The sequence below is a fragment of the Arthrobacter sp. NicSoilC5 genome (assembly GCF_019977395.1).
In the GTDB taxonomy this organism is placed as follows: Bacteria; Actinomycetota; Actinomycetes; order Actinomycetales; family Micrococcaceae; genus Arthrobacter.
The window spans coordinates 4,181,230-4,201,757 of record NZ_AP024660.1 but is presented as its reverse complement, the minus strand read 5'-3'; the positions used below and the strand labels follow the sequence as shown (position 1 = coordinate 4,201,757).

At 67.1% G+C, this 20,528-nt stretch carries 23 protein-coding genes; 9 read left to right on the top strand and 14 right to left on the bottom strand.

All coding sequences use genetic code 11. The features are described 5' to 3' along the window. Nucleotides 1-19: 19 nt before the first annotated feature. Nucleotides 20-565: a gluconokinase gene (locus LDO22_RS19595; RefSeq protein WP_224025378.1), complete on the bottom strand. Its 546-nt coding sequence runs from the start codon at nucleotides 563-565 to the stop codon at nucleotides 20-22. A 190-nt stretch (nucleotides 566-755) separates the two neighbouring features. Here LDO22_RS19595 and LDO22_RS19590 point away from each other — a divergent pair, with 190 nt between their 5' ends. Next, nucleotides 756-1,490, top strand: a complete 735-nt coding sequence (locus LDO22_RS19590; RefSeq protein WP_159632624.1) for an FCD domain-containing protein — start codon at nucleotides 756-758, stop codon at nucleotides 1,488-1,490. A gap of 66 nt (nucleotides 1,491-1,556) precedes the next feature. Here the strand turns inward: LDO22_RS19590 and LDO22_RS19585 are convergent, their stop codons facing one another. The 6 genes from LDO22_RS19585 to LDO22_RS19560 all read right to left on the bottom strand — a co-directional run bounded on the left by LDO22_RS19585 (nucleotide 1,557) and on the right by LDO22_RS19560 (nucleotide 5,789). After that, complete coding sequence (locus LDO22_RS19585) at nucleotides 1,557-2,510, bottom strand: plastocyanin/azurin family copper-binding protein (protein WP_224025377.1); 954 nt, start codon at nucleotides 2,508-2,510, stop codon at nucleotides 1,557-1,559. Between the two features lie 408 nt (nucleotides 2,511-2,918). Next, a complete protein-coding gene (locus LDO22_RS19580) occupies nucleotides 2,919-3,122 on the bottom strand; it encodes a cold-shock protein (protein ID WP_015936345.1) in 204 nt (67 codons plus the stop codon). 203 nt (nucleotides 3,123-3,325) lie between these two features. Further along, nucleotides 3,326-3,673: a PRC-barrel domain-containing protein gene (locus tag LDO22_RS19575; RefSeq protein WP_224025376.1), complete on the bottom strand. Its 348-nt coding sequence runs from the start codon at nucleotides 3,671-3,673 to the stop codon at nucleotides 3,326-3,328. Then, a complete protein-coding gene (locus LDO22_RS19570; protein ID WP_224025375.1) occupies nucleotides 3,660-4,070 on the bottom strand; it encodes a hypothetical protein in 411 nt (136 codons plus the stop codon). Before LDO22_RS19570 ends, LDO22_RS19575 begins: the two co-directional genes overlap by 14 nt. Further along, nucleotides 4,067-5,293: an Nramp family divalent metal transporter gene (locus tag LDO22_RS19565; RefSeq protein ID WP_224025374.1), complete on the bottom strand. Its 1,227-nt coding sequence runs from the start codon at nucleotides 5,291-5,293 to the stop codon at nucleotides 4,067-4,069. The genes LDO22_RS19570 and LDO22_RS19565 overlap by 4 nt, the downstream gene beginning before the upstream one ends. 10 nt (nucleotides 5,294-5,303) lie before the next feature. Next, nucleotides 5,304-5,789, bottom strand: a complete 486-nt coding sequence (locus tag LDO22_RS19560) for a hypothetical protein (RefSeq protein WP_224025373.1) — start codon at nucleotides 5,787-5,789, stop codon at nucleotides 5,304-5,306. A gap of 236 nt (nucleotides 5,790-6,025) precedes the next feature. Here LDO22_RS19560 and LDO22_RS19555 point away from each other — a divergent pair, with 236 nt between their 5' ends. From LDO22_RS19555 to LDO22_RS19545, 3 genes are all read left to right on the top strand, one after another. After that, a complete protein-coding gene (locus LDO22_RS19555) occupies nucleotides 6,026-6,436 on the top strand; it encodes a TfoX/Sxy family protein (protein WP_224025372.1) in 411 nt (136 codons plus the stop codon). 41 nt (nucleotides 6,437-6,477) lie between these two features. Continuing rightward, entirely contained in the window at nucleotides 6,478-7,242 is a 765-nt protein-coding gene (locus LDO22_RS19550) for an alpha/beta hydrolase (RefSeq protein WP_224025371.1), read from the top strand. A gap of 307 nt (nucleotides 7,243-7,549) precedes the next feature. Beyond that, nucleotides 7,550-8,017, top strand: coding sequence for a hypothetical protein (locus LDO22_RS19545; protein WP_224025370.1), 468 nt, complete (start codon nucleotides 7,550-7,552; stop codon nucleotides 8,015-8,017). Here the strand turns inward: LDO22_RS19545 and LDO22_RS19540 are convergent. After that, a complete protein-coding gene (locus tag LDO22_RS19540; RefSeq protein WP_224025369.1) occupies nucleotides 7,944-8,645 on the bottom strand; it encodes a hypothetical protein in 702 nt (233 codons plus the stop codon). The genes LDO22_RS19545 and LDO22_RS19540 overlap by 74 nt on opposite strands. Nucleotides 8,646-8,964: 319 nt before the next feature. Here LDO22_RS19540 and LDO22_RS19535 point away from each other — a divergent pair, with 319 nt between their 5' ends. The 3 genes from LDO22_RS19535 (at nucleotide 8,965) to LDO22_RS19525 (ending at nucleotide 10,630) form a co-directional block, all read left to right on the top strand. After that, nucleotides 8,965-9,504 carry a hypothetical protein gene (locus LDO22_RS19535; RefSeq protein ID WP_224025368.1) on the top strand — a complete coding sequence of 180 codons (540 nt, stop codon included), beginning with the start codon at nucleotides 8,965-8,967 and terminating at the stop codon, nucleotides 9,502-9,504. A 33-nt stretch (nucleotides 9,505-9,537) separates the two neighbouring features. Continuing rightward, nucleotides 9,538-9,852 carry a hypothetical protein gene (locus LDO22_RS19530; RefSeq protein WP_224025367.1) on the top strand — a complete coding sequence of 105 codons (315 nt, stop codon included), beginning with the start codon at nucleotides 9,538-9,540 and terminating at the stop codon, nucleotides 9,850-9,852. A 91-nt stretch (nucleotides 9,853-9,943) separates the two neighbouring features. Continuing rightward, nucleotides 9,944-10,630 carry a response regulator transcription factor gene (locus LDO22_RS19525; protein WP_224025366.1) on the top strand — a complete coding sequence of 229 codons (687 nt, stop codon included), beginning with the start codon at nucleotides 9,944-9,946 and terminating at the stop codon, nucleotides 10,628-10,630. Nucleotides 10,631-10,703: 73 nt separating this feature from the next. Here the strand turns inward: LDO22_RS19525 and LDO22_RS19520 are convergent, their stop codons facing one another. The 4 genes from LDO22_RS19520 to LDO22_RS19505 all read right to left on the bottom strand — a co-directional run bounded on the left by LDO22_RS19520 (nucleotide 10,704) and on the right by LDO22_RS19505 (nucleotide 16,387). Continuing rightward, the gene (locus LDO22_RS19520) at nucleotides 10,704-12,383 is read right to left on the bottom strand and encodes a GAF domain-containing protein (protein WP_224025365.1); all 1,680 of its coding nucleotides are present in this window, start codon (nucleotides 12,381-12,383) and stop codon (nucleotides 10,704-10,706) included. Nucleotides 12,384-12,498: 115 nt separating this feature from the next. Continuing rightward, entirely contained in the window at nucleotides 12,499-15,225 is a 2,727-nt protein-coding gene (mgtA, locus tag LDO22_RS19515) for a magnesium-translocating P-type ATPase (protein ID WP_224025364.1), read from the bottom strand. Between the two features lie 70 nt (nucleotides 15,226-15,295). Then, nucleotides 15,296-15,937 (bottom strand): class I SAM-dependent methyltransferase, encoded by a 642-nt coding sequence (locus LDO22_RS19510; RefSeq protein WP_224025363.1) that lies wholly within the window; start codon nucleotides 15,935-15,937, stop codon nucleotides 15,296-15,298. A 45-nt stretch (nucleotides 15,938-15,982) separates the two neighbouring features. Next, nucleotides 15,983-16,387 carry a hypothetical protein gene (locus LDO22_RS19505; protein WP_224025362.1) on the bottom strand — a complete coding sequence of 135 codons (405 nt, stop codon included), beginning with the start codon at nucleotides 16,385-16,387 and terminating at the stop codon, nucleotides 15,983-15,985. A gap of 46 nt (nucleotides 16,388-16,433) precedes the next feature. On the opposite strand from LDO22_RS19505, the gene LDO22_RS19500 reads away from it, so the two are divergent. Both LDO22_RS19500 and LDO22_RS19495 read left to right on the top strand, forming a co-directional pair. Beyond that, nucleotides 16,434-16,724, top strand: a complete 291-nt coding sequence (locus tag LDO22_RS19500; RefSeq protein WP_224025361.1) for a hypothetical protein — start codon at nucleotides 16,434-16,436, stop codon at nucleotides 16,722-16,724. Nucleotides 16,725-17,050: 326 nt separating this feature from the next. After that, a complete protein-coding gene (locus LDO22_RS19495) occupies nucleotides 17,051-17,458 on the top strand; it encodes a hypothetical protein (RefSeq protein ID WP_224025360.1) in 408 nt (135 codons plus the stop codon). Nucleotides 17,459-17,540: 82 nt separating this feature from the next. Here the strand turns inward: LDO22_RS19495 and LDO22_RS19490 are convergent, their stop codons facing one another. Together LDO22_RS19490 and LDO22_RS19485 are read right to left on the bottom strand one after the other, a co-directional pair. Continuing rightward, nucleotides 17,541-18,596, bottom strand: coding sequence for a 2,3-butanediol dehydrogenase (locus tag LDO22_RS19490; protein WP_224025359.1), 1,056 nt, complete (start codon nucleotides 18,594-18,596; stop codon nucleotides 17,541-17,543). Nucleotides 18,597-18,620: 24 nt separating this feature from the next. Continuing rightward, entirely contained in the window at nucleotides 18,621-20,411 is a 1,791-nt protein-coding gene (locus LDO22_RS19485) for an NAD(P)/FAD-dependent oxidoreductase (RefSeq protein WP_224025358.1), read from the bottom strand. Nucleotides 20,412-20,528: the final 117 nt, after the last annotated feature.

Sequence of the window (20,528 nt, the reverse complement as noted above, 5' to 3'; positions counted from 1 at the left end):
GTTGGGGATTTGGGGGGGGTCAGGACGCGCCGGGCGCCTGGCCGGTGGGGAGGTTGAGGGCCTGTACGACGGCGGCGACCAGCTCTTCGGGTGAGCGCGAGATGTCGAGGCGGAGGCTGCCGGCGGCGATCTCTTCCGGGGTGAGAGGCTCCAGGGTGGCCAGCTGGCTGGGCAGCAGCGTGGGCGGCATGAAGTGCCCTTCCCGGCCCTGCATACGTTGGCTGATCAGGTCCGCCCCGCCGTCAAGGTGGAGGAAGACCACGCGGCCCTGGGCGCCGGACAGCAGTTCCCGGTATCCCCGCTTGAGCGCGGAGCAGGTCAGGACCGTGCTCTTGCCGGCGGCAGCCTGGGCGGTCATCCAGTCACGGATCTCCTCCAGCCACGGCCAGCGGTCTTCGTCCTGGAGGGGGATGCCCTGGCTCATCTTGGCGATGTTTGCGGCGGGGTGGAATTCGTCCGCTTCGGCGCATGCCCAGCCCAGTTGGCGGGAAAGGGCCGCGGCCAGGGTGGATTTGCCGGAACCGGCAACGCCCATGACCACAAGGTGCGTGGCTGGATACTGCATGTCATACCTCCGGAGAAGACGTCTTTGGCTTTCGAAGAAGCTCGCTGTGGACCCGCCTGCAACGGGCCAAGCGATAAGGTATCACCTTTCCTGCTGAAAGATGCTATTTATTCGTGTCACAAGTCATACCTTTGGCCCAATCCCCGGTACTCTGGAAGGGCGCAGCGGCGCGTGAGCGAACGGGGAGAGAATGTCGACGGCGACAGTCCAGGATGGCGATGAGATGCACGACGGCGGGTCCTCCCCGGCCATGCACGAACGGGTGCTGGAGGCGGTGGGAGTCGCTGTCGCCTCCGGGCGTCTCGCGCCGGGAAGCAGGCTGACCCTTGAAGGGCTGCAGCAGGACTACGGGATCTCGCGCACCGTCGCGCGGGACACCATGAAGGTCCTGGAGTCCATGAATTTGGTCTATTCCCGGCGCCGGGTGGGCATCGTGGTGCAGGACCCGTCATTGTGGAATGTCTTTGACCCGAAGCTGGTGCGGTGGCGGCTGGCCTCGGACCGGCGGGAGCTGCAGTACAGCAGCCTGACCGAACTCCGCATCGCCGTCGAGCCCATTGCCGCCGCCGGCGCCGCACGCCGGGCCAGCGCCGCCGAACGCGCACAGCTGGTGTCCCTGGCCGGGGACCTCCGCCGCCTGGGGGAAGCCGGGGACCTGCAGGCTTTCCTGGCCGCCGACATCGCCTTCCACCAACTGCTGCTGCGCAGCTGCGGCAACGAAATGTTCCGGGCGCTGGAGGGGATGGTGGCGGAGGTCCTGACCAGCCGCACCCGGCAAGGGCTTATGCCGTTCAAGCCGCGGGCCGAGGCGCTGCAGGCACACGAGGATGTGGCGGCTGCCGTGGCCGGCGGAGACACTGCCGTGGCGGAACGGGCCATGCACCACATCCTCGATGAAGTGCGAGAGGCGATGGGGCTGCACTGACACCGGGGACGCGCAAACGGTCCGGCCGGGGCAACCGCCCCAACCGGACCGCGTGGAAATCAGGCGTCAGTCGACGACCTTCACCTTGCCCACCATGCCCATGTAGTCATGGAGTGCACAGATGTACTCGAACGTACCTTGTGCCTGGAAGGTCACCGCGAACTCCGCGCCGGGCCACATGATTCCCGAGTTGAGGTTGCCCCCGGTGAAATGCGTCGGGTCGCCGGACGGGGCGAAAATGTTCGCCGGTTCGGTACCAAACGTGACGGTATGGGGAGCGTCCATGCCGGTATTGGCGAACACGACGGTATCGCCCACATGCACCGTCACGGTGGGCCGGACGAAGCGCATGACCATCGCAACGCCGTCGTCACCGCCTGCGATCACCCTGTGGCTGTTGGCCTGGTCCGCCAGGTCAGCGGTGAGCTCGCGTCCGTCGCGCAGGATGGACCGCTCCTCGGCCCGCGATGACTTGTCGTAATCGGCCTGGCTGTACGGATAGTCAGTCCCCTGCTCGCGAACGTGCACCGTCCCCTTCATCACGGCGCCGTGAACCAGGCAGTAGTAGGTGAAATCGCCTTCGCGCGGGAACACCAGGCTGTAACTCCTGGCGTCCGGGAAGCCGGGCACGTCAACGTTGGCCAGGAGGCCAGAGTTGTAATACGAATGCCCGTCGTAGCTGTCCCCTCCGCGCTTCAACAACTCATCGTTGTTGAACGGATTGAACGGCTGCAGCGGCTGTCCCGATGCCAGGAACGTCACTGTGTGGATCTCCGCGGAGTTGGCCTCCCACGTAATGGTGTCCTGCTCGTTGATGAAAATCTCGGAGGGGAGGAACTGCATGCCCTGGATTGCCTGGTTGCGGGACTCAGAGCCCACCTGGACCTCCCACGTCCGGTGGCCCGACTGGCCCGCCGAGGCGGGACCCGCTGAAGCCACTGAGGCCAGCAGCGAAACAGCGAAGGCAACGATAAACGCCAGTTTCTTGAATCTGGAATTGCTTCCCCGACTACTCTTCATAGCAATGCTTCCTTGAACGGCAACCGGCCATCAGCCGGTGTACAGCTATGGCCGATTCAAGTCACTGCTCATGGGGCCGAACCGGCCACTGATTATCGGAGTGAAAGTGCCGGCTGCCGATGCCGGGGAGCGCAGGCAGCCGGGCCGGCCGAGCATCGTGCCGGACATGCACCACCCCAACTGGTGCCGCGCTGGTTGGAGTTTTCCAAACGCCGCCGTGGGCGTGGGGTTGGCACGCTGCGTACGTACGCACCTAATAGATTGCTCCTTCAACTGACCTTTGTCGAGGAGGAAAAACCGAGGGCCTGGGAGCGGACCACGAAAGGCGCGGGTTAACAAAAAAGCAGGGCTTGCCGTGAAACGGCAAGCCCTGCTTTTGAAACCTAACGGTCCCGGATCCCTAGGAAATTAGAGAGCCTGGATGTTGGTGGCCTGGGGACCCTTGGGGCCCTGCTCGGTGTCGAAGGAAACCTTCTGGTTCTCTTCGAGGGAGCGGAAGCCGGAGGAGTTGATCGCGGAGTAGTGCGCGAAAACGTCCTGCGAGGAGTCGTCCGGGGAGATGAAGCCGAAGCCCTTTTCAGCGTTAAACCATTTGACGGTACCAGTAGCCATTATTTTTGTCCTTCGTGAAGGTGGAGGGAACGTCCCGACTTTCGGGCCCTCCGGCGTGGGGTGTTCAAAAACCGCTACTTCAGAAGAACACGGACTTTCGACCGTGCGTACTGCCTGAACTACCAACTGCATAAACACAACAACAGGGTCAACACTACAGGAGATCCGCCGCACGCCTAATTGCGGGTCTCTTCAACTCCGCCCTATCCGTTCGCAGCCTTCTGCAGCGCCGCGCTGTAGCGGGTGAACCCGGGGCGGAGCCGGACCGAGCGCGGGCCCACCATGGCGATGTCCTCCCACAGCACCAGGAAGGACCCGCGGTGCCGCCAGCGGAGGATCCTGGCCACCAGCCGGGGCCGCGTGAGGCCGTTCCGGTCGTAGCCCATGAAGGAGGCCGTGCTGTGCGGGCCGATGACCAGCCCCAGCACGCGCGGCTCCGCCATCAGCTGGTGCGGGGTGCCGTCCAGGACGAACCGGACGTCTGCCACCCGGCCCAGCCTCCCGCCGTCGGCATCATGGACGGGGGTGCCCAGCAGGTCACCGAGGATCATGGCGGCCTCCCGGAATGCGCGCAATGATCTTGTCCCGGACCCACCGCTCCACCCAGCCCGCGTCCAGCGACTCCCCGCTGATGCCAAGCCGCAGCACCACGCCCACCTCGGCCACGTCCTTCCATGGGATGCGGATCAGCCGGGACGACGGCGGCCTGCCGCCAAAGATGCGCGTCCCCAGCACCGCCCCCGTCAGCAATGCAGTGACGACCGGCGCCGCGGCCCCCGGCTCAATCTCCACGTCCACCGCGGGCCCGCTCAACTCGAGGTCGTCGACGGTGGTGACCGGGACGCCGTCGTGATCCAGAACCTGCCGGTCCAGCAGGTGCAACTGGGCGTCCAGGACGCGCCCGGCCACCTGCGGGGCGGGAAGCAGCGGGTCGGGCGAGGATGTCATGAGCCGGCTCCTGTCACGATCATGAGGGGGATGGCGGCGATGGAGGCCACCAGGATGATCACCAGGTAGACCATGCCCAGGACATTGACCACCCGCCCGTTGACATGCTCGCGCATGTACTGGGGGTCGTTGGCCACGATGAGGATGGGCAGGTAGGTCAGGGGCAGGGCGATCGCCGAGAACACCACCGAGTATTCGGTCACCAGGACCGGATCCACGCCGGTAGCCAGGACCGCGATGCCCACCAGCAGACAGACGATCATGGCCAGGTGGAAGCGGGCGGCCTCCGCGGGCCGGCGGAACTTGCCCCAGGACCAGCCAAAGAACTGGGCCAGCGTGTAGCCGCTGGAGAGCGTGGTTTCCAGCGCCGCACCGAACGTCGCCGCCACGATCCCCACCAGGACCAGCGCCAACCCGATCTTCCCGGCGCCCTCCGCGACGGGCAGGACCACCTGGGACAGCGAGGTCACCGAGATTCCGGCGGGGAGCAGGACGACGGCGGCGCACGCGGCGATGGCGACGGACAGCAGGCCGCCCAGCGGGAATCCCACCAGGACGTTGATCCGCTCCTGGAGCAGGTCCTTTACCGTCCACCCCTCCTCCACGGCACCGGAGGAGAAGAAGAACACCTCATACGGGGTCATGGCCGCGCCGAACAGGGCGATGGCGTAATAGCTGTACGTCCACACCGTTTCCTGTTCCGGCACGGCGGGCGCCAGCTGCCCGGCCAGCATGCCCCAGTCCGGCTTCAGCAGGAACAGTGCCACCGCAAAGATGATCAGGGTCAGCCCCAGCAGGCCCGTGACGTTCTCCATGATGGTGAACCTGACCCGCCAGACCACCAGCCACACGGCCAGTGCCGCCACGGGAATCCACAGCACGTAGTACACGCTGCTGGCCAGCTGCAGGGCCAGGGCAACGCCGCCGATCTCGGCCGTCACGGTCATCAGGTTGATGAGGAAGGAGGCCGCGAGGTTGGCCAGCCCGGCCCGCGCGCCCAGCCGTTCGCGGATCACCTCAAAGGTAGCCCGGCCGGAAGCAGCGGCCACCCGGCCGGACATGTTGGCGAACAGGCAGATCCCCACCACGCCCACAGCCACTACCCACACCAGGGACAGGCCAAAGCGGGATCCGACGACGGCGTTGGTCACCAGGTCCCCGATGTCCACAAACCCGCCGATGGCGGTGAGGATCCCAAGCGCGACGCCGAGGAGCCGCTTCACGGTTCAGCCTTCATGGGGACCCCACCTTGCCTTCGAGCTGTTTGAGGGCGTCCTGCGCGCCGGCGAGCGCCTTGTCCCCGTCGGACACGGAGGGGGCGCCGCCGTCGTTCGCTGCCAACGCGGCGCGTGCCGTGGCAAAGCCGGCGGCGCACTGGTCCAGCACGTCCAGCGCCTGCTTCTGGGTTTCGCGCTCCTCCTGCGTGGCCGGGGAGAGCTTCAGGACGGTGCTCCGGCTGGTCTGGATCTCCTTGAGCTCATCGTCCAGGGTGGTGGAGGCTGCGGCACGGGTCAGTTTGCCGTCCATGTCCTGGCGGAGCGCGATGCGGGCGGTGGCGACGGCGGAGGAACTGTCTTCGAGGGCCGTGGACACCGACTGGCCGGTGCCTCCGCTGCAGCCGGTGAGCAGGGCGAGCGCGGCGAGGACCAGTCCGCCCAGGTGCTTCCGGCCCGTCCGCGTGCTGCGTCCGGCGGGGCCCGGCCCTGGAGTTGTCAGCACCATCGCCTCCAACCCTCCGGGGAAGCCCCCGGATCCTCGGAATTCGCCCTTCCCAAGGCAGCCACAAAGTAGTTGCCTATGGTCAGGTATAGCACCGGCGCGGGAAGTTTGACCTGCTCAGGGGCGGAATTATTGCCTGCTGCGCAGGGGTGGCGGCCAGCCCTCGACGGCGGCACCCAACGGGCATATCCTGCATCCAGACCTGCGGAAAAACCCTGCCACCGGGAGGTGACGCCATGGAAATGCCCAAGGCAACCGAGGAAGAAAAAGAGCGGTTCCGCCGCGTGGTCCCCAGCCATCCCGGAGTTCTGGTGAAGCCGATGTTCGGCAATCTCGGCGCGTTCATCAACGGCAACATGTTCGCGGGACTGTTCGGGTCCACCATCGGGGTGAAGCTCTCCCGGGAGGACGCGGAGCTGCTGGAGTCATCAGAACGGACCGTCCCGTTCGGGCCGGCGGACAGGCCCATGGGTGGCTACACCGGGCTGCCTGAAGTGTGGAATGAAGAGGGCGACGGCGACGACACCCGGGCGCGGGCATGGGCCGAAAAGGCGCTGGCTTACGTCGCCACCCTGCCGCCCAAGGAAGCCAAGGAGCCCAAGGCCCGGGCCACCAAAGCCGGGGCACGCGGAGCGGCGGCGAAGTAACCGTGTCCGCCCCTGGCGTACCGTCGGAAGGAGCCCCAGCCATGGAACCGTTCCGGGTCATCCTCCTGCCCGGCAGCGTCCTCCCCGCCGGCCCCGCATACGGCGCGCTGCTGGCGGCACTGGATGGCACGGTTGATGCCGTGGCCAAGGACCTTGAGCTCTACGCGGGCGACGCTCCCCCGCCCGGCTGGAGCCTGGATACCGAAGCGGACGGCGTGCTCCGCGAGGCGGACGCCCGCGGCTGGGATACCTTCCACCTGCTGGGGTATTCCGGTGGTGGCGCAGCGGCCCTGGCGCTCACGGCCCGGCACCCGGAACGGCTGCTGAGCCTGGCCCTGCTTGAACCGGCCTGGGCAGGCACCTGGGACTGGAGCCCGGAGCACACGCGGCTGTGGCACCGGTACGGAGAACTGCGCGACCTGCCGCAGGAGGAATTCATGGCCGCCTTCATGAGGCTGCAGGTGAAGCCCGACGCCGTCCTGCCGCCTCCGCCGCCGGGCCCGCCGCCGCCGTGGATGGCCAAGCGCCCAGCCGGGATCAGCGCCTTCCTGCATGCGTTCAACACCTACGAACTGGACCGCGGCCGGCTGGCGGCCTTCGAAAAGCCGGTGCTCTTTGTGCTGGGCGGCATGAGCAGCCCGGATGAGCAGGGGGACAACGCTGGGCGCCTGTCCCGCGTCTTCCCTGATTTCCGGCTGGAGGTATTTCCCGGCCGGCACCATTTCGACCCGCCGCACCGTGCGGAGCCGGAACGGGTTGCCGCGCTGCTGGGGGCGCACTGGGCACGGGCACAGGCAGCGTCGTAGCGGGCGGCTGGGACTTTTTCCTCTGTTTCTGCGGAGCCCCGCGCACGGACGCTCACCTCCGGCTACTTCGCGCTCACCATGGGCAGCCGCATCATCTCCGTGGGGCCCGTGCTTGAGGGCTTCCACGCACTGTCCATGGCGCTGCTGGTGGTGTGCGCCCTCTCCTACCTCCTGATTCTTGTCCCCAGCCTGTTCCGCCTGGCCAGGTTCGCCGCCGCCATGCGCAGCGACTTCATGGATCCCGGGCGGGCGTTCGGCTTCTTCACGTTCATCGCCGGAACAAACGCTGCTGGGGACGCGCCTTGGCATGGCGGGATGGCAGGGCGCGACGGCGGTGCTGCTTACGGTCGCAGTGCTCGCGTGGGTGGTGCTCGGCTACGTCGTACCGTGGACACTGGAATTGGCGCACGGATCGAGGAGATGGCAGGCGCGCCCATGGTGGACGCGCGGGCTGGTGGCGGGCGCCTCCGTGGTGTTCTGGTCCTTCGCCCCGTGGCTCTTCCCGGTGCTCCTCGCCGCCGGCTGGTGGCGCCACGTGCTCCACCGCGTGCCGTTGTCCTACGAGCCGGGCCTGTGGAGCGTGATCTTCCCCCTCGGCATGTACGCCGTAGCCGGGATCTACCTGGGCCGCGCCGACCAGTTGCCCCTGGTGGCAGCCATCGGCCCCGCCGAACTGTGGCTGGCGGTCGCAGCGTGCCGGGTCAGCCTGCCCGCGGGCCGGGACCGTGGACCCTCTGCCGGCCGTCGCGGTGGGCAAGGTAGGCGTAGACCATGAGGGCGATGCCGGCCACGATCATTACCGCAGGGAAGGCGAAATCCACCGGGACCAGCACGGCCATGGCCTGCAGCACGAAGATCAGGCCCATGACGGCAAGGACGCCCGCCGGAATCAACGGCCATTTCATCCGTTCCCTGCGGTTGCCGGCCTCATCAACGCGGACCGGGACCAGGGAAAGCACGCCGAAGGTGGCCGCCAGGCCCAGGAAAAGGACGGCTGCCGTGGGCGTACCCTGCAGTTCCTGCGGGAGGGCCACGATGACCGCCAGCGTGAACATGACGCCGGAAGGTATCAGCGCCCACCAATTGCCCGGTTCCCGCACGAACACGGCCCCGAACCCGGCACCCATGAAGAGGAACAGGAAGGCCGCGCCCCAGGCGCCTCCGGTGAGCTCGGTGGCGATGACAACAGCTGCCAGGCCCAGGAACACGGACCCGGGGATGGCCGCCCACCAGTTCTCCCGGCGCCGGATGAACAGGGACAGGAACAACACCCCCACGGCCGCGAAAATCAGCGGCGCCACGAACGCAGCAGTGTCCATGACGCCCAGCCGGTCCAGGAGCAACAGGCCGCCCAGGGCAATGAGGATCACGCCTGCGATGATGCTTGCGTTTGCCGATTTCACCGTGTACCTCCCGGATCCGGCAGGCGGCCTTACACCGCCCTGTTTGTTTCAGGCTAGGGCGGCCCCGGAGCCTGAAACAGGGCACAAAGCCCCCGGCCCCGGTGACCGCCGGTGGCCCGCGTCCAGGACGGGACCTTCAGCCCTATAGCGGGCCCGGGAGGATTGGCATCCTTGTAAAGGCACCGTCCGGGTCCTCACATTGCGAGGCCGGAGCGGCTTTCCACCGTGAAACCCCCAGTGACTTTCCGCCGGAGGCACCGTCAAGGATGCCCGCCGGGGTGCAGCCGCACCCAGCTGGCTGGATTTTGAAAGGGCCGACATGTCCGCTGACATCCTCACCTTCCGTCCCGCTCCCCTGTCGCAGGCGGACGCCGCGCGCCGGCGGGCGATGCTCCTCCACCCGTCCAATTTCGTCCCGGCATCTGCTCCGGACCGTGACGCTACGGAGAAGGCCGAAGAGGAGGCCGGCCGGTTCGACGCCCTGTACAAGGAGTTCCTGGACCGGGGACTCTCCGCTAACGGGGCCAGGACCGAGGTGGCCCGGGCGGCCGCACGGGAGATCTGGGACGGTTTCGCCGTCCAGCTGCGGCAGCACCGTGCCGCGGGCCAGCAAATGGATGCCAACGTCCTGGCCGTCGCCCTTGCTTCGATCCAGTGCCTGAACAGCGTCCTGCCGCGCCGTCCTGAAGATCCCCACCACGCTGTCCGCGCCGTCAGCACCGCACGCCGCCGCCTCCAATACAACGGAGGCTTGCTGCACCGGCTGCATCCGCACCGCAACCCCGCCTTCCAGGACGCAGTCGCCACGCTTCAGTCGCTGGAGGTTTTCCTCACCCGACCGCAGCAGCACGCCGCCTGAGCCTGGGCAGGGAGGTACGGAACATTGGCAACCATGGACGAGTACAAGGCCGTACACGCCGGCAACGAACCGCCAGGAGGCCTGGACCACAGCACCGAGCTGGGGCACGGCGGCTGCAATGTCATTTCCAAGGACAGCGGCGGGGTGGTGGGCCGCTGGGGTTCGTGGGAAACTGCCAGCGTGGCCCTGAACCGGCTCCAGAAGCTCGGAGGCCGGTACGAATACCGGCTGGAGGAGTCCCATCAATGGGTGCCGGGGCCGGAACACAGCACCATCTGCGCCGTCTGCAGCGTCCACCGGGAGGTTCCGGCTTCCTCCGGGACGGCGCTGGGAATTGACTGGCCCTAAGTGCCCGATAATTTAATGAAGTTCCTCCCGGAGGGGCGGCTGCAGGGGAAAGGGCAGCCGGGGAGGGCATCGAGTTGATGAGAGCGTCTTCATGAATACACCTGCAGCACCCCCCGACGAGTCTTGGTCCGCCATCCTGCCCCTCCGGGTCTTCATCCTCACTGACCATGAAATGGTCCGGAAAGGCCTTGGCGACCTGCTCGAACACTTTGACTTCGATGTAGTTGGCGAAAGCGGATCCGCTGCAGAAGCCCGGCGCCTGATCCACGTCCTGCAGCCGGACATCGTGGTGCTGGATGACAGGCTCCCGGACGGCACGGGCATCGAGGTGTGCCGCGACCTGCGCTCCACCGCTCCTGAGGTGCGTTGCCTGATCCTTACCGGCTGGGACGAACAGCACGCCGTACGGGCAGCGGTCCTGGCGGGCGCTTCTGGCTACGTGCTCAAGCGAATCGGAGACAGCGATGCGTTGATCGACTGCATCCGCAGCACCGCCGCTGGCATTTCCCCCATCGGCCCCGGCGTCAGGGAGCGCGTGGCCGAGAGCCTCTACGCCACCGCTTCGGCCCCCTGGCTGAAGGCCATGACGCGGACGGAACGGAATGTACTCGCCCTCATGGCCCGCGGACTGACCAACCCCCAGATCGGGCAGGAGATGGTGCTGCCGGACGCCGCCGTGGCCGCCCACGTGTCTTCCGTGCTCCATAAACTGGGCTTCCGGCGGCGGGGCCACCTGATTCCCGCTCCCATCCCCCGAGCGTGGGAGCTGCTGCACTGACCGCCCCCTGACGGCCACCCCGGAACCATCGTGGGCAGGCACCATTTTGAGCCGGCCACGGTCCAGTAACCGCTCAGCCGGCAGCGGGCGCCCTCCATGTCACACTCGTGCCCTTGCCCGGGACGCTGTCGATGATGCATGCCCCGCCCAGACGGGTGGCCCGGTTCTTCATGTTGGTCAACCCGCTGACCCGCTGTGGATCGTTGAATCCGCGCCCGGTATCCCGGACTGTGAGGACCACGTCGCCATCATGGACGGCGAGCAGGATGGCGATGTCCTCTGATCCCGAATGCCTGACGGCGTTGCTGACGCTTTCGTGGAGTACCGGGAGCAACTGTGCGGCGACGTCGTCGTCTACCGCATCGTCCACCGGCCCGGAAAACTGGATCCGGGGGAGGAAACCGGAAGCGTTTGCAGCCTCCTGGACAGCGCGCAACACGCGTCCGCTCAGTAGTTCCTTATCGGGCTCCCGGGCCTGCAGGGAGTAGATGGTGTCCCGGAGCTGATGGATGCAGTCGTCCAGTTCTGCTGTGATCCCGGCAATGCGCCGCTCGTGTGCAGGCGGATCCGCGGTGTAGCGCCGCAGGCCCTGGATGCTTAGTCCGGCAGCGAAGAGCCGCTGGATCACCAGGTCGTGCAGGTCCGCCGCAATCCGTTCCCGGTCAATGAACAGGGCGTGCTCTTCCCGCAACTGGTTCGCCTTGAGCAGGTCCAGCGTCAGGCCTATCCGGGACGCAAATACGGCGCTTTGCTCAACGTCCACTTCCGTATACCGTGCTCCGCCAACAGCCCTGGCCAGGACCAGGACGCTGTCGCGGTGTCCGTCGCTGTTGCTGCCCAGGGCAGCCACCAGGACCGGCCCCAACTTCTCGGCAGACGTCGGATCGAACACCAGGAGCGGGTCGGCCAGGACCTTGGACTCCCCCGTTTCCAGGACTTCTGACAGGACGGCGGCAGCAGGCATTTCCTGGCCGCCTGGCATCGACTGGGCACCCACCGAGGTCCGGCACCTGATGATTCCGTCCGGCCCCACTGAGGCGATCAGGGCCAGGACGGAAGCCGAGGCGTTTAGGGCGCGTTCAGCGATCATGTCCAGGTTCTCCGTGTCGGAGCGTGGCTGGTCCTTGAGGCGGTCACTGACTTCCATGCCCGCTTCCAGCCAGCGCTGGCGCCGCCTGGTGTCATCAAACAACTTCGCGTTCTGGATGGCCACCCCGGCGGCCGCCGCCAGGGCGACAGCGAGGTCCTCGTCCTCACCGGTGAAATCCTGGTCACCGATCTTCTCCGTCAGGTACAGGTTCCCGAAGACCTCGTTCCGGACCCGGACCGGGACGCCCAGGAAGGTGCTCATGGGCGGATGGTTGGAAGGAAACCCCACCGCTATTGGATGCTCGCCCAAATCGTGGAGCCGCAACGGCTTGGGTTCCCGGATCAGCTCGCCAAGCACGCCATGGCCGGTGGGCAGGTCGCCGATGACCCGGGCACCTTCTTCATCGATGCCCACGGTGATGAAGTGGCTGAGCTGCTGGTCGTCGCCGATGACGCCCAGGGCCCCGTACCGTGCCCCCACCAGTTCGCACGCCGACTGCACCAGCCGGTCCAGTACTGCTTCCAGGCTCAGGTCCTCTGTCATGGAGACCACTGCGCCGAGCAGCCCCTCGACATGTTCCTGTGCCCGGACAAGATCATCCGCCCGCTCTACAAACTCCCGCAGGAGTTCCCGGGTCCGCCGCCTAATTGGTTCACGCCACATGTAAAAACGCTCCGAAATAGAACGCATCCACGGCGGGCTGCATCACCCCGGATCCGTTTTGGAAAGCCCCCAGCGTCTCTTTTCACCATGCTAACAACCCTCGGCACCGCGCGCCCTAAAGGTTACGGACAGTCGTCCCCCGCTGTGCCCTTCGGCCCTTCAACAGGTTTCTGCGGGACGCCGGGACCGGGAGAGGGGGCACCTTGACGGGGATGCTGAACCGGAAGGCCCGCCGGGAGATGTGGTGCGTATCCTTCCGGCGCCGGACGGGCGGCGGCAGGGCGGGCAGCTGCTGGGCGTCGCGCGCGAAGAACCATTGTTTGGCAGCCTCCACCAGCACCAGATACACCACCACCATGCCCAGCAGGGCCAGGAAGAACGGCACCGGCAAGGGGTCGAAGCCCAGAACTGCGGCCGCAGGTGACAGCGGCAGGAAAATGCCGAGGGCCACAACTCCCAGCGAGGCGGCGATGAGGCCCGCCGAGGGCCGGCTCCGCAGAAAGGGGACCCGCCGGGTACGGATGGCGAAGATGATCAGCGTCTGGGTGGCGATGGATTCGATGAACCAGCCGGCCCGGAACTCCCCCGGCGCTGCAGTGAACACGAACAGCATCAGCCCGAACGTCGCGAAGTCGAACAGCGAACTGATCGGCCCGAACAGCAGCATGAACCGCCGGATGAACGCGATGTCCCAGTGCGACGGCGCCCGCAGCTGTTCCTTGTCCACCCGGTCCCCCGGAATGGCCAACTGCCCGGAGTCGTACAGCAGGTTGTTCAGCAGGATCTGGCCCGGCAGCATGGGCAGGAAACTCAGCACCACGGAGGCCACCGCCGCGCTGAACATGTTGCCGAAATTGCTGGACGTGCCCATCAGCACGTACTTGATGGTGTTGGCGAAGATCCGCCGGCCCTCCATCACGCCGTCCGCCAGCACGCCCAGGTCCTTGTCCAGCAGCACGACGTCGGCCGCGTCTTTGGCGACGTCCGTTGCGGTGTCCACGGAAATGCCGATGTCCGCCTTGTGAAGTGCCAGGGCGTCGTTGACGCCGTCGCCCATGAAGCCCACGGAGCCGCCGCTGAGGCGCAGCAGGCCGATGATGCGCGCCTTTTGTTCGGGCGAAACGCGCGCGAAGATCGTGGCCGTCCGCACGGCGGCGGCGAGGTCGGTCTCGGACATCGCCTCAACCTGGGAGCCGGTGAGCGTGCCGCCGGAAATCACGTCCAGGTCCGCGCAGACCTTCTCCGCCACTTTGGCGTTGTCCCCGGTGGCGATCTTCACCGAGATCCCCAGTGCCTCCAGGCGGTCCAGGGACTGCCGGGCGTTGGCTTTGGGCCGGTCCAGGAAGACGAGGAAACCGGCCAGGGTGAGGTTCCGCTCGTCCGCCGGCGCCAGCCTGTCCAACCCCGCGGCCGGGCGGGTGGCCACGGCAACCACCCGGGAGCCGGCGTCGAACTGTTGGTCCAGCAGTGCCTGCACGGCGGCCGGGGTGGGTCCGCAGAGGGCCAGGATGTCCTCCGGGGCGCCCTTGGTGACCAGCTTCGCAGGGCCGGCGTGCTCCCGGACCAGCACGGTGGTGCGGCGGCGCTGGTGGTCAAAGCCGATCAGGTCCACCCGCTCGAAGCGCCCCGGATCGAAACCGGACGCCCCGGGGCTGTCCCAGAGGGCGGCGTCCAGCGGGTTCTGCCCGGCCGGGGAATTCTTGGCCTCCGCGTAATCGGTCTCGGTGGCCAGCAGGCCCAAGGTGAGCAGGCCGTCGTCGGACGTCTCCGGGGCGGCTGGCAGCGCACCGGTGAAGCTGATCCTGCCCTCCGTCAGGGTGCCGGTCTTGTCCGTGACCAGGATGTCCATGTCCCCCAGGTCCTCGATGCATACCAGGCGTTTGACCAGCACCTTGCGCTTGGCCAGCTGCCGGGTGCCGGTGGCCAAGGATGTGCTGACCACGGCCGGGAGCAACTGAGGGGTGATGCCGACGGCAATTGCCAGCGAGAACAGCAGGGATTCAATGAGCGGACGTTGCAGCAGCAGGTTGGCCACGAAGATCAGCGAGGTGAGCACCATGGCTACCTGCAGCAGCAGGAAGGAGAACCGCTTGAGTCCCAGCTGGAACTCGGTCTGCGGCTGCCTCTCGCCCAGCCCGAGTGCGATGCGCCCGAATTCGGCCCGGCCGCCGGTGGCCACCACCACCCCGGTGCAGCCGCCGGACTGGACCACCGTCCCCATGAACACGCAGGAGGCGAGGTCGCCCAATGCTGAACCGGCGGAAACGGGAGCAACTTCCTTGGCCGCAGGCTGGGACTCCCCGGTGAGGATGCTTTCATCGCAGAGAAGATTGTTGGTGGTCAGGAGCCGGATGTCCGCCGGGATGATGGCACCCAGGGAGAGATGGACGACGTCGCCCGGCACCAGGGCGGTCACGTCCACTTCACCGGTGGTTCCGTCGCGGAGCACCACGGCCCTGTGCGTTACGCGGTCGTGCAGGGCTTCGGATGCCCGCTCCGCACGGTACTCGTTGGTGAAGCCGAGGCCTACGCTGGCCAGCAGGATCACACCGATGACGATGGAGTTGGTGGCGTCGCCAAGGAAGAGGGACAACCCGGCGGTGACGATCAGGAGAATGAGGATGGGGCTGGCAAACTGCCGCCCCAGTACAGCCCAGGCGTTGGCGCGGTGCGTTCGGACCGCGTTGGGGCCCAGCTGCTGGAGGCGGGCGGCCGCCTCTTCCCCGGTGAGGCCGCCAGGCCCGGAACCCAGGCGCGCCAGCGTCTGCTCCGCCGTCAGGCTCGCGGCGTCGGTGATGGCCAGCTGGAGGGAGCTGCGCTCCTGGACGTTCACGTCTGTCATGCCGGATCCGTTCGGAACGCGTGGGCTTCGTGGTTTTAACCTAAGGCAAGGGTACGACGGCGGGGCCGGTTCAATCAGGCGCCCCGGGGCTGATGGCGGTTCCCAGGATGTGGGCCATGGGCGGGTTGAACCGCGCAACGGCAAAATCGAAGCGTTGGTTGTCCTGGACTGTGAATCCCGCCGCGGTGATGGCGGCAAGGGTGTCCCGGTTGAGATGGCAGCCGCCCATGAACCGTCCCCAGACCGGGGTCAGCACGTCTTCGGCCCTGGCCAGGACCGCATGGGCGGACCGGACGTGCTCGTAGTAGGCCAAGGTTCCGCCGGGCTTGAGCACGCGGCGGATCTCCGCGAGGGCGGTGGCCTGGTCCCCGACGCTGCAGAGGACCAAACTTGCCACCACGGCGTCCACGCTTCCGGAAGGGGCGGGAATGTGCTCCGCGGCGCCGGCCACAACGGTGACCGGCACACTGGCCGATGCTGCTGCTTTCTCCGCCACGCTTCTGAGATAGTCATCGGGCTCCAGGGCGAGGACATGGGTGACGGCAGGCGGGTACAGCGGAAAAGACGATCCCGCCCCTGCGCCGATTTCGACCACAGATCCCTGCAGCCCGGCCACGATGCGGCGGCGGTGCTCTGCGGCCCCGCGGCGGTCCATGCCGGCGACGGCGCGTGCGAAGGCCCGGGCGAAAAGCGGGTGTTGCAGGCGGTCCATGCGGTTGCCTCCTCGGGGATGCTCTCTGCAAGCCACCCTTTACAACTACTTAAGGCTGAGCACCTCGTCAATTGGGCGGCCGTTGACGAACACCTGCGCGCTCGTGGCCCCGGAGGCGGCCATGGCCGTGTACTCAAGCTGCGCCTTGGCCCGCGGGATGTCGCAGACACCGCCCAGCATGAACTGCCCGGAGAGCCAGATGGTGATGGTGCTGCCGTTCAGCTCGCCGCCAAGGTAGGTCAGGTTCGACTGGTACAGGACGTTGACCAGCCCGGACAGGCCCACATCCCGGCTCTTATTGGCCAGCAGGGTCCCCACGCTGGGGCCCACCTGGTCCGTGAAGCGGACGGGTGCCGTGGTGGTGGCCACCAGGCTGTCACCGCACCCGATCCTGGGCCCCGAGACCCCGTTGTCGCCCACCGCCACGTAGTAGACGGTCAGCGGCCCCACCTGCTCGGGAAGGCCGGTCGGGGCGGGTTCCTGCGTTGGTTCCTGTGTGGGCGGCGCGCTTGCCGGGGCGGACGACGGCGGCGCGGCACCTGGGGTGGTGGGCGCGGCTGAGGTGCTGCCCGGCGTCGTCGGGGTCGCCGTCATGGTGGGGGCGGTCGTCATGGTGGGGGTCGCCGTCGTGCTGGGGCCGGCGCTGCTCGCCGTGGGGCTGGGGGCCGCGGAACTGGTGGTGGGGCCCGGCGCCGGCGGCCCGAAGCAGGCGGTGAGGACCATCAGGCCGCTGAGCCCGAGAACGCTGAATGCCGAAAGCCTGGGCCTGGTCATGATGCCCCCTTGAATGCGGGTTCCGCGGCTGTGGAACCCACCCTCAAGGTACGCCTGGGGGATTACTCCACAACAGGGACTAAAGTCCGAGCCCGGCCTTTGGCGTCTTGGGCAGGTCTCCCCATCGCAGGCTCCCGCCCACGTGTGGAAGCATGCAGTAGGCCTGCTTGGGCCTGGAGGTGACTTGGGGGAAAGATGGCGTGCAGGGCAACACCACGGCAGTACCGGCTGGCACTTGTGGCCGTACTGGGGTCGCTGGTTTCGGCGGCGTGTGCCGGTCCCAAACATCCTTTGCCCGAAAAGAGCAGTGAACCGCCGGTCACGGAATCACCAGCCCCTGTGGCGCAAAGTTTCGCCAGATACGACGGACTGCGTGCGGAGCTGATCGCCGCCCTGGAACAACAGCTCCCCGGCATCAGCTGGACCGTGCATCTGCCGGCCAGCGTGAACAAGCTGGCCGACGGCAGGTGCTTCTTCGAGACGAGGACGATGGTCAGCAGCGCCGACGTAGTGGAGCCCTCAGACCGGTTCGCGGATATTTTCTCCGCCGGCGACCCCGTCCTGGCAAAGTACGGCTTTCCTGCGTTTGGAGGGACAGACCCAACACCGGGCGGCTGGACGGTGGCGCGCAGCGCGAATGCGGCCGGAGCAATCGTCAGTATCGAGTCGAAAAGCCCGGCCTACCTGTACATCGGGGCGCCCGTGGATTCAAGGACATGCGATCCGGCGGAGCTTCCCGACCCCTGACGCGGAAGCACGGGGGCCGGCCGGCTGCGGCAGCAGGAAGGCTGCGGGCGGGACGACGCCCCACCCCGCAGCCTCGCCGGCTTTACGGATGCACCAGCACCTTTACGGCCGTGTCCTTGTGGTTGATGAGGGTATCGAAGCCCTGCTCCACCAGGTCCTCCAGCGCGATCCTGCCCGTGATGAACGGCTTGAGGTCCACCTTCCCCTCCTGCACTATCTTGATCACGGCGGGGTGGTCGCGGACGTAGGCGATGGTGCCGCGCAGGTCGATCTCCTTGAGCACGATCTTCTGCATGTCAACGGTGGCGGGCGCTCCCCAGATGGACACGTTGACCACCACGGCCCCGGGCCGGACGGCGTCGAGCATGGTATCCAGCACTGCGTTCACGCCTGCGCATTCGAAGGCGACGTCCGCCCCGGTGCCCCCGGTGAGCTCGCGAACCCGCGCCGGGACGTCCTCCTTGCTTGGGTCAAGGACGTGGTCCGCCACCCCGCTGGAGGTGGCCTTCTCCTTGCGGGCCTGGGTGAGCTCACTGATGATCGTGGTCACGCCCATGCCTTTGAGGACCGCCGCGGTGAGCAGGCCGATCGGCCCGGACCCGCCCACCAGCGCGGTGTCGCCGGCCTTGACGCCGCTGCGCGCCACCGCGTGGTGCGCCACGGACAGCGGCTCGATCAGCGCCGCCTCATCCAGCGGGATGTTGCCGATGGGATGCACCCAGCGCTGGTCCACCACGATCTTCTCGCTCAGCCCTCCCCCGCCGCCGGACAGCCCGATGAACCCCATCTGCCTGCACAGGTGGTAGCTGCCCGCCTGGCACATGTCGCAGGTCCCGTCCACAAAATAGGGTTCGACGACGACGTTGTCACCCACGTCCAGCCCCTCCACGCCTTCGCCGACTTCAGTTACGGTCCCGGAGAATTCGTGCCCCAGGGTCACCGGGGATTCCTCGTGGGACAGCGGGTGTGGATGCCCCGGCGCGGGACAGAAGATTGGCCCCTCCAGGAACTCGTGCAGGTCGGTGCCGCAGATGCCGCACCACGCGACGTCGATCTTCACCGCCCCCGCGCGGAGTTCCGGCTCCGGGATGTCCTCGATCCTGATGTCCTTGCGGGCGTGGAAACGTGCTGCCTTCATGATTCCTCCATGCTGTAAACGCGGCTAGCGGGTGTGGTGGCTGGGCTGCAGTTCGTAGACCGGTGTGTCGAGTCCTTCCATCCGGGCCTTCAGCTGCAGCGCCAGGTAGGCGGAGTAGTGCCGGCTCTGGTGCAGGTTGCCGCCATGGATCCAGAGGTTGGTCACGTTGGTGGGCTTCCACATATTGCGCAGCTCCCCCTCCCACGGACCAGGGTCTTTTGGCGTGTCTGAGCCATAGCCCCAGCATTTGCCCACCCGGTCCGCGATTTCGGGCGAGACCAGGTCCGCCAGCCACCCGTTCATGGACCCGTACCCGGTGGCGTAGACGATCAGGTCCGCTTCCAGCTCGGTGCCGTCGTCCATCACCACGGCGTTGCCGGTGATCTTGGTGACCTGCCCGTTCTTCAGTTTCACCCGGCCGTCGATGATCAGCTGGGAGGCGCCTACGTCGATGTAGTAGCCGGAGCCGCGCCGCAGGTACTTTACGAACAGGCCGGAGCCGTCCACACCGAAGTCAAGGTCGAACCCGGCGGCCTCCAGCTGGGAGTAGAACCCGGCATCCCGGGATGCCATCTCCTGGTACACCGGCACCTGGGCCCCGGGCAGGACGCGCATGGGCAGGGAGGCGAAGAGCAAATCGGCCTTTTCCGTGGTCACGCCGGCCGCGAGCGCCCGCTCCGAGTACAGGTCCCCCAGCGCCAGGTCCATCAGGGATTCGCTGCGGGCAATGTGGGTGGAGGACCGCTGCACCATGGTGACGTCGGCGCCGTGCTCCCAGAGGTCGGCGCAGATATCGTGCGCCGAGTTGTTGGAGCCGATCACCACGGCTTTCTTGCCCGTCCAGTCCCCGCCGCCCGGGTGCTGGGAGGAGTGGCGCTGCTCGCCCAGGAAGGACTCGGCGCCGTCGAAGACCGGGATGTTCGGGTAGCCGGAGACGCCCAGGGCGAAGATGAGCTGCTTCGGCCGGAGCGTCACCGCTTCGCCGTTGCGAAGGACGTTGACCGCCCATTCCTGCGTGCCGTCGTCGTAGGATGCCCCCACGCACTCGGTGCCGGACCAGTAGTTCAGCTCCATGATGCGGGTATAGTGCTCCAGCCAGTCACCGATCTTGTCTTTGGCGGCGAAGACGGGCCAGTCGTCCGGGAACTTCAGGTAGGGCAGGTGGTCGTACCAGACGGGGTCGTGCAGGTGCAGGGACTTGTAGCGGTTGCGCCAGGAGTCGCCGGGGTTCTGATTCTTCTCGACGATGATGGTGGGCACGCCAAGCCGCTTCAGCCGGGCGGCGAGGCCAATCCCGCCCTGGCCGCCGCCGATGATGACGCAGTAGGGCTGCTCCTCGTAGCCGAGCCGCGCTTCCTGCTCCTCTTTGAGCTCTTTCCAGGACCGGCGGCCGCGGACGATCTCGTGGGCCACGCCCTGCTCGCGCCGCGGACCCTTCTTTTCCTCGAAGCCCTTGAGCTCCTGCATGGTGGTCAGCAGCGTCCAGCATTTGCCGTCCCGGAGCCGGAGGTGGCCGTAGCCGCGGGCCGCGCCGGTCTCGAACGTGATCCAGGCTTCCGTGTTCTCCGTGTCCCCGGTGGCATCCTCGGCAAGCGCCCAGTTGGCCGGCTGCACGCGATCCAGGGTGGCCTCCAGCATGCGGCGGATGTCCGCCTTTCCTTCCAGCGTCTTGAGGTTCCAGGTGAACGCCACGAAGTCCCGCCAGTAGCAGTCGTCCTCGAAGAGCTCCAGCGCGGCGTCCACGTCGCGCCGCTGCAGCGCCTCATCCAGACCGGCAAGCCAGGCCTGGGCGGCAGCCGTGGGTGTTTGGGTCATCTCCACTCCTTTGTGCTGTTTCATGGGCTCCGCCTGCCCGATATGCTGGGGCGGGCGTGAGCTGCATCACCAGTTGAACGCGGCGGGGGTAACAGCGGCGTTACACGGATCCGGCAA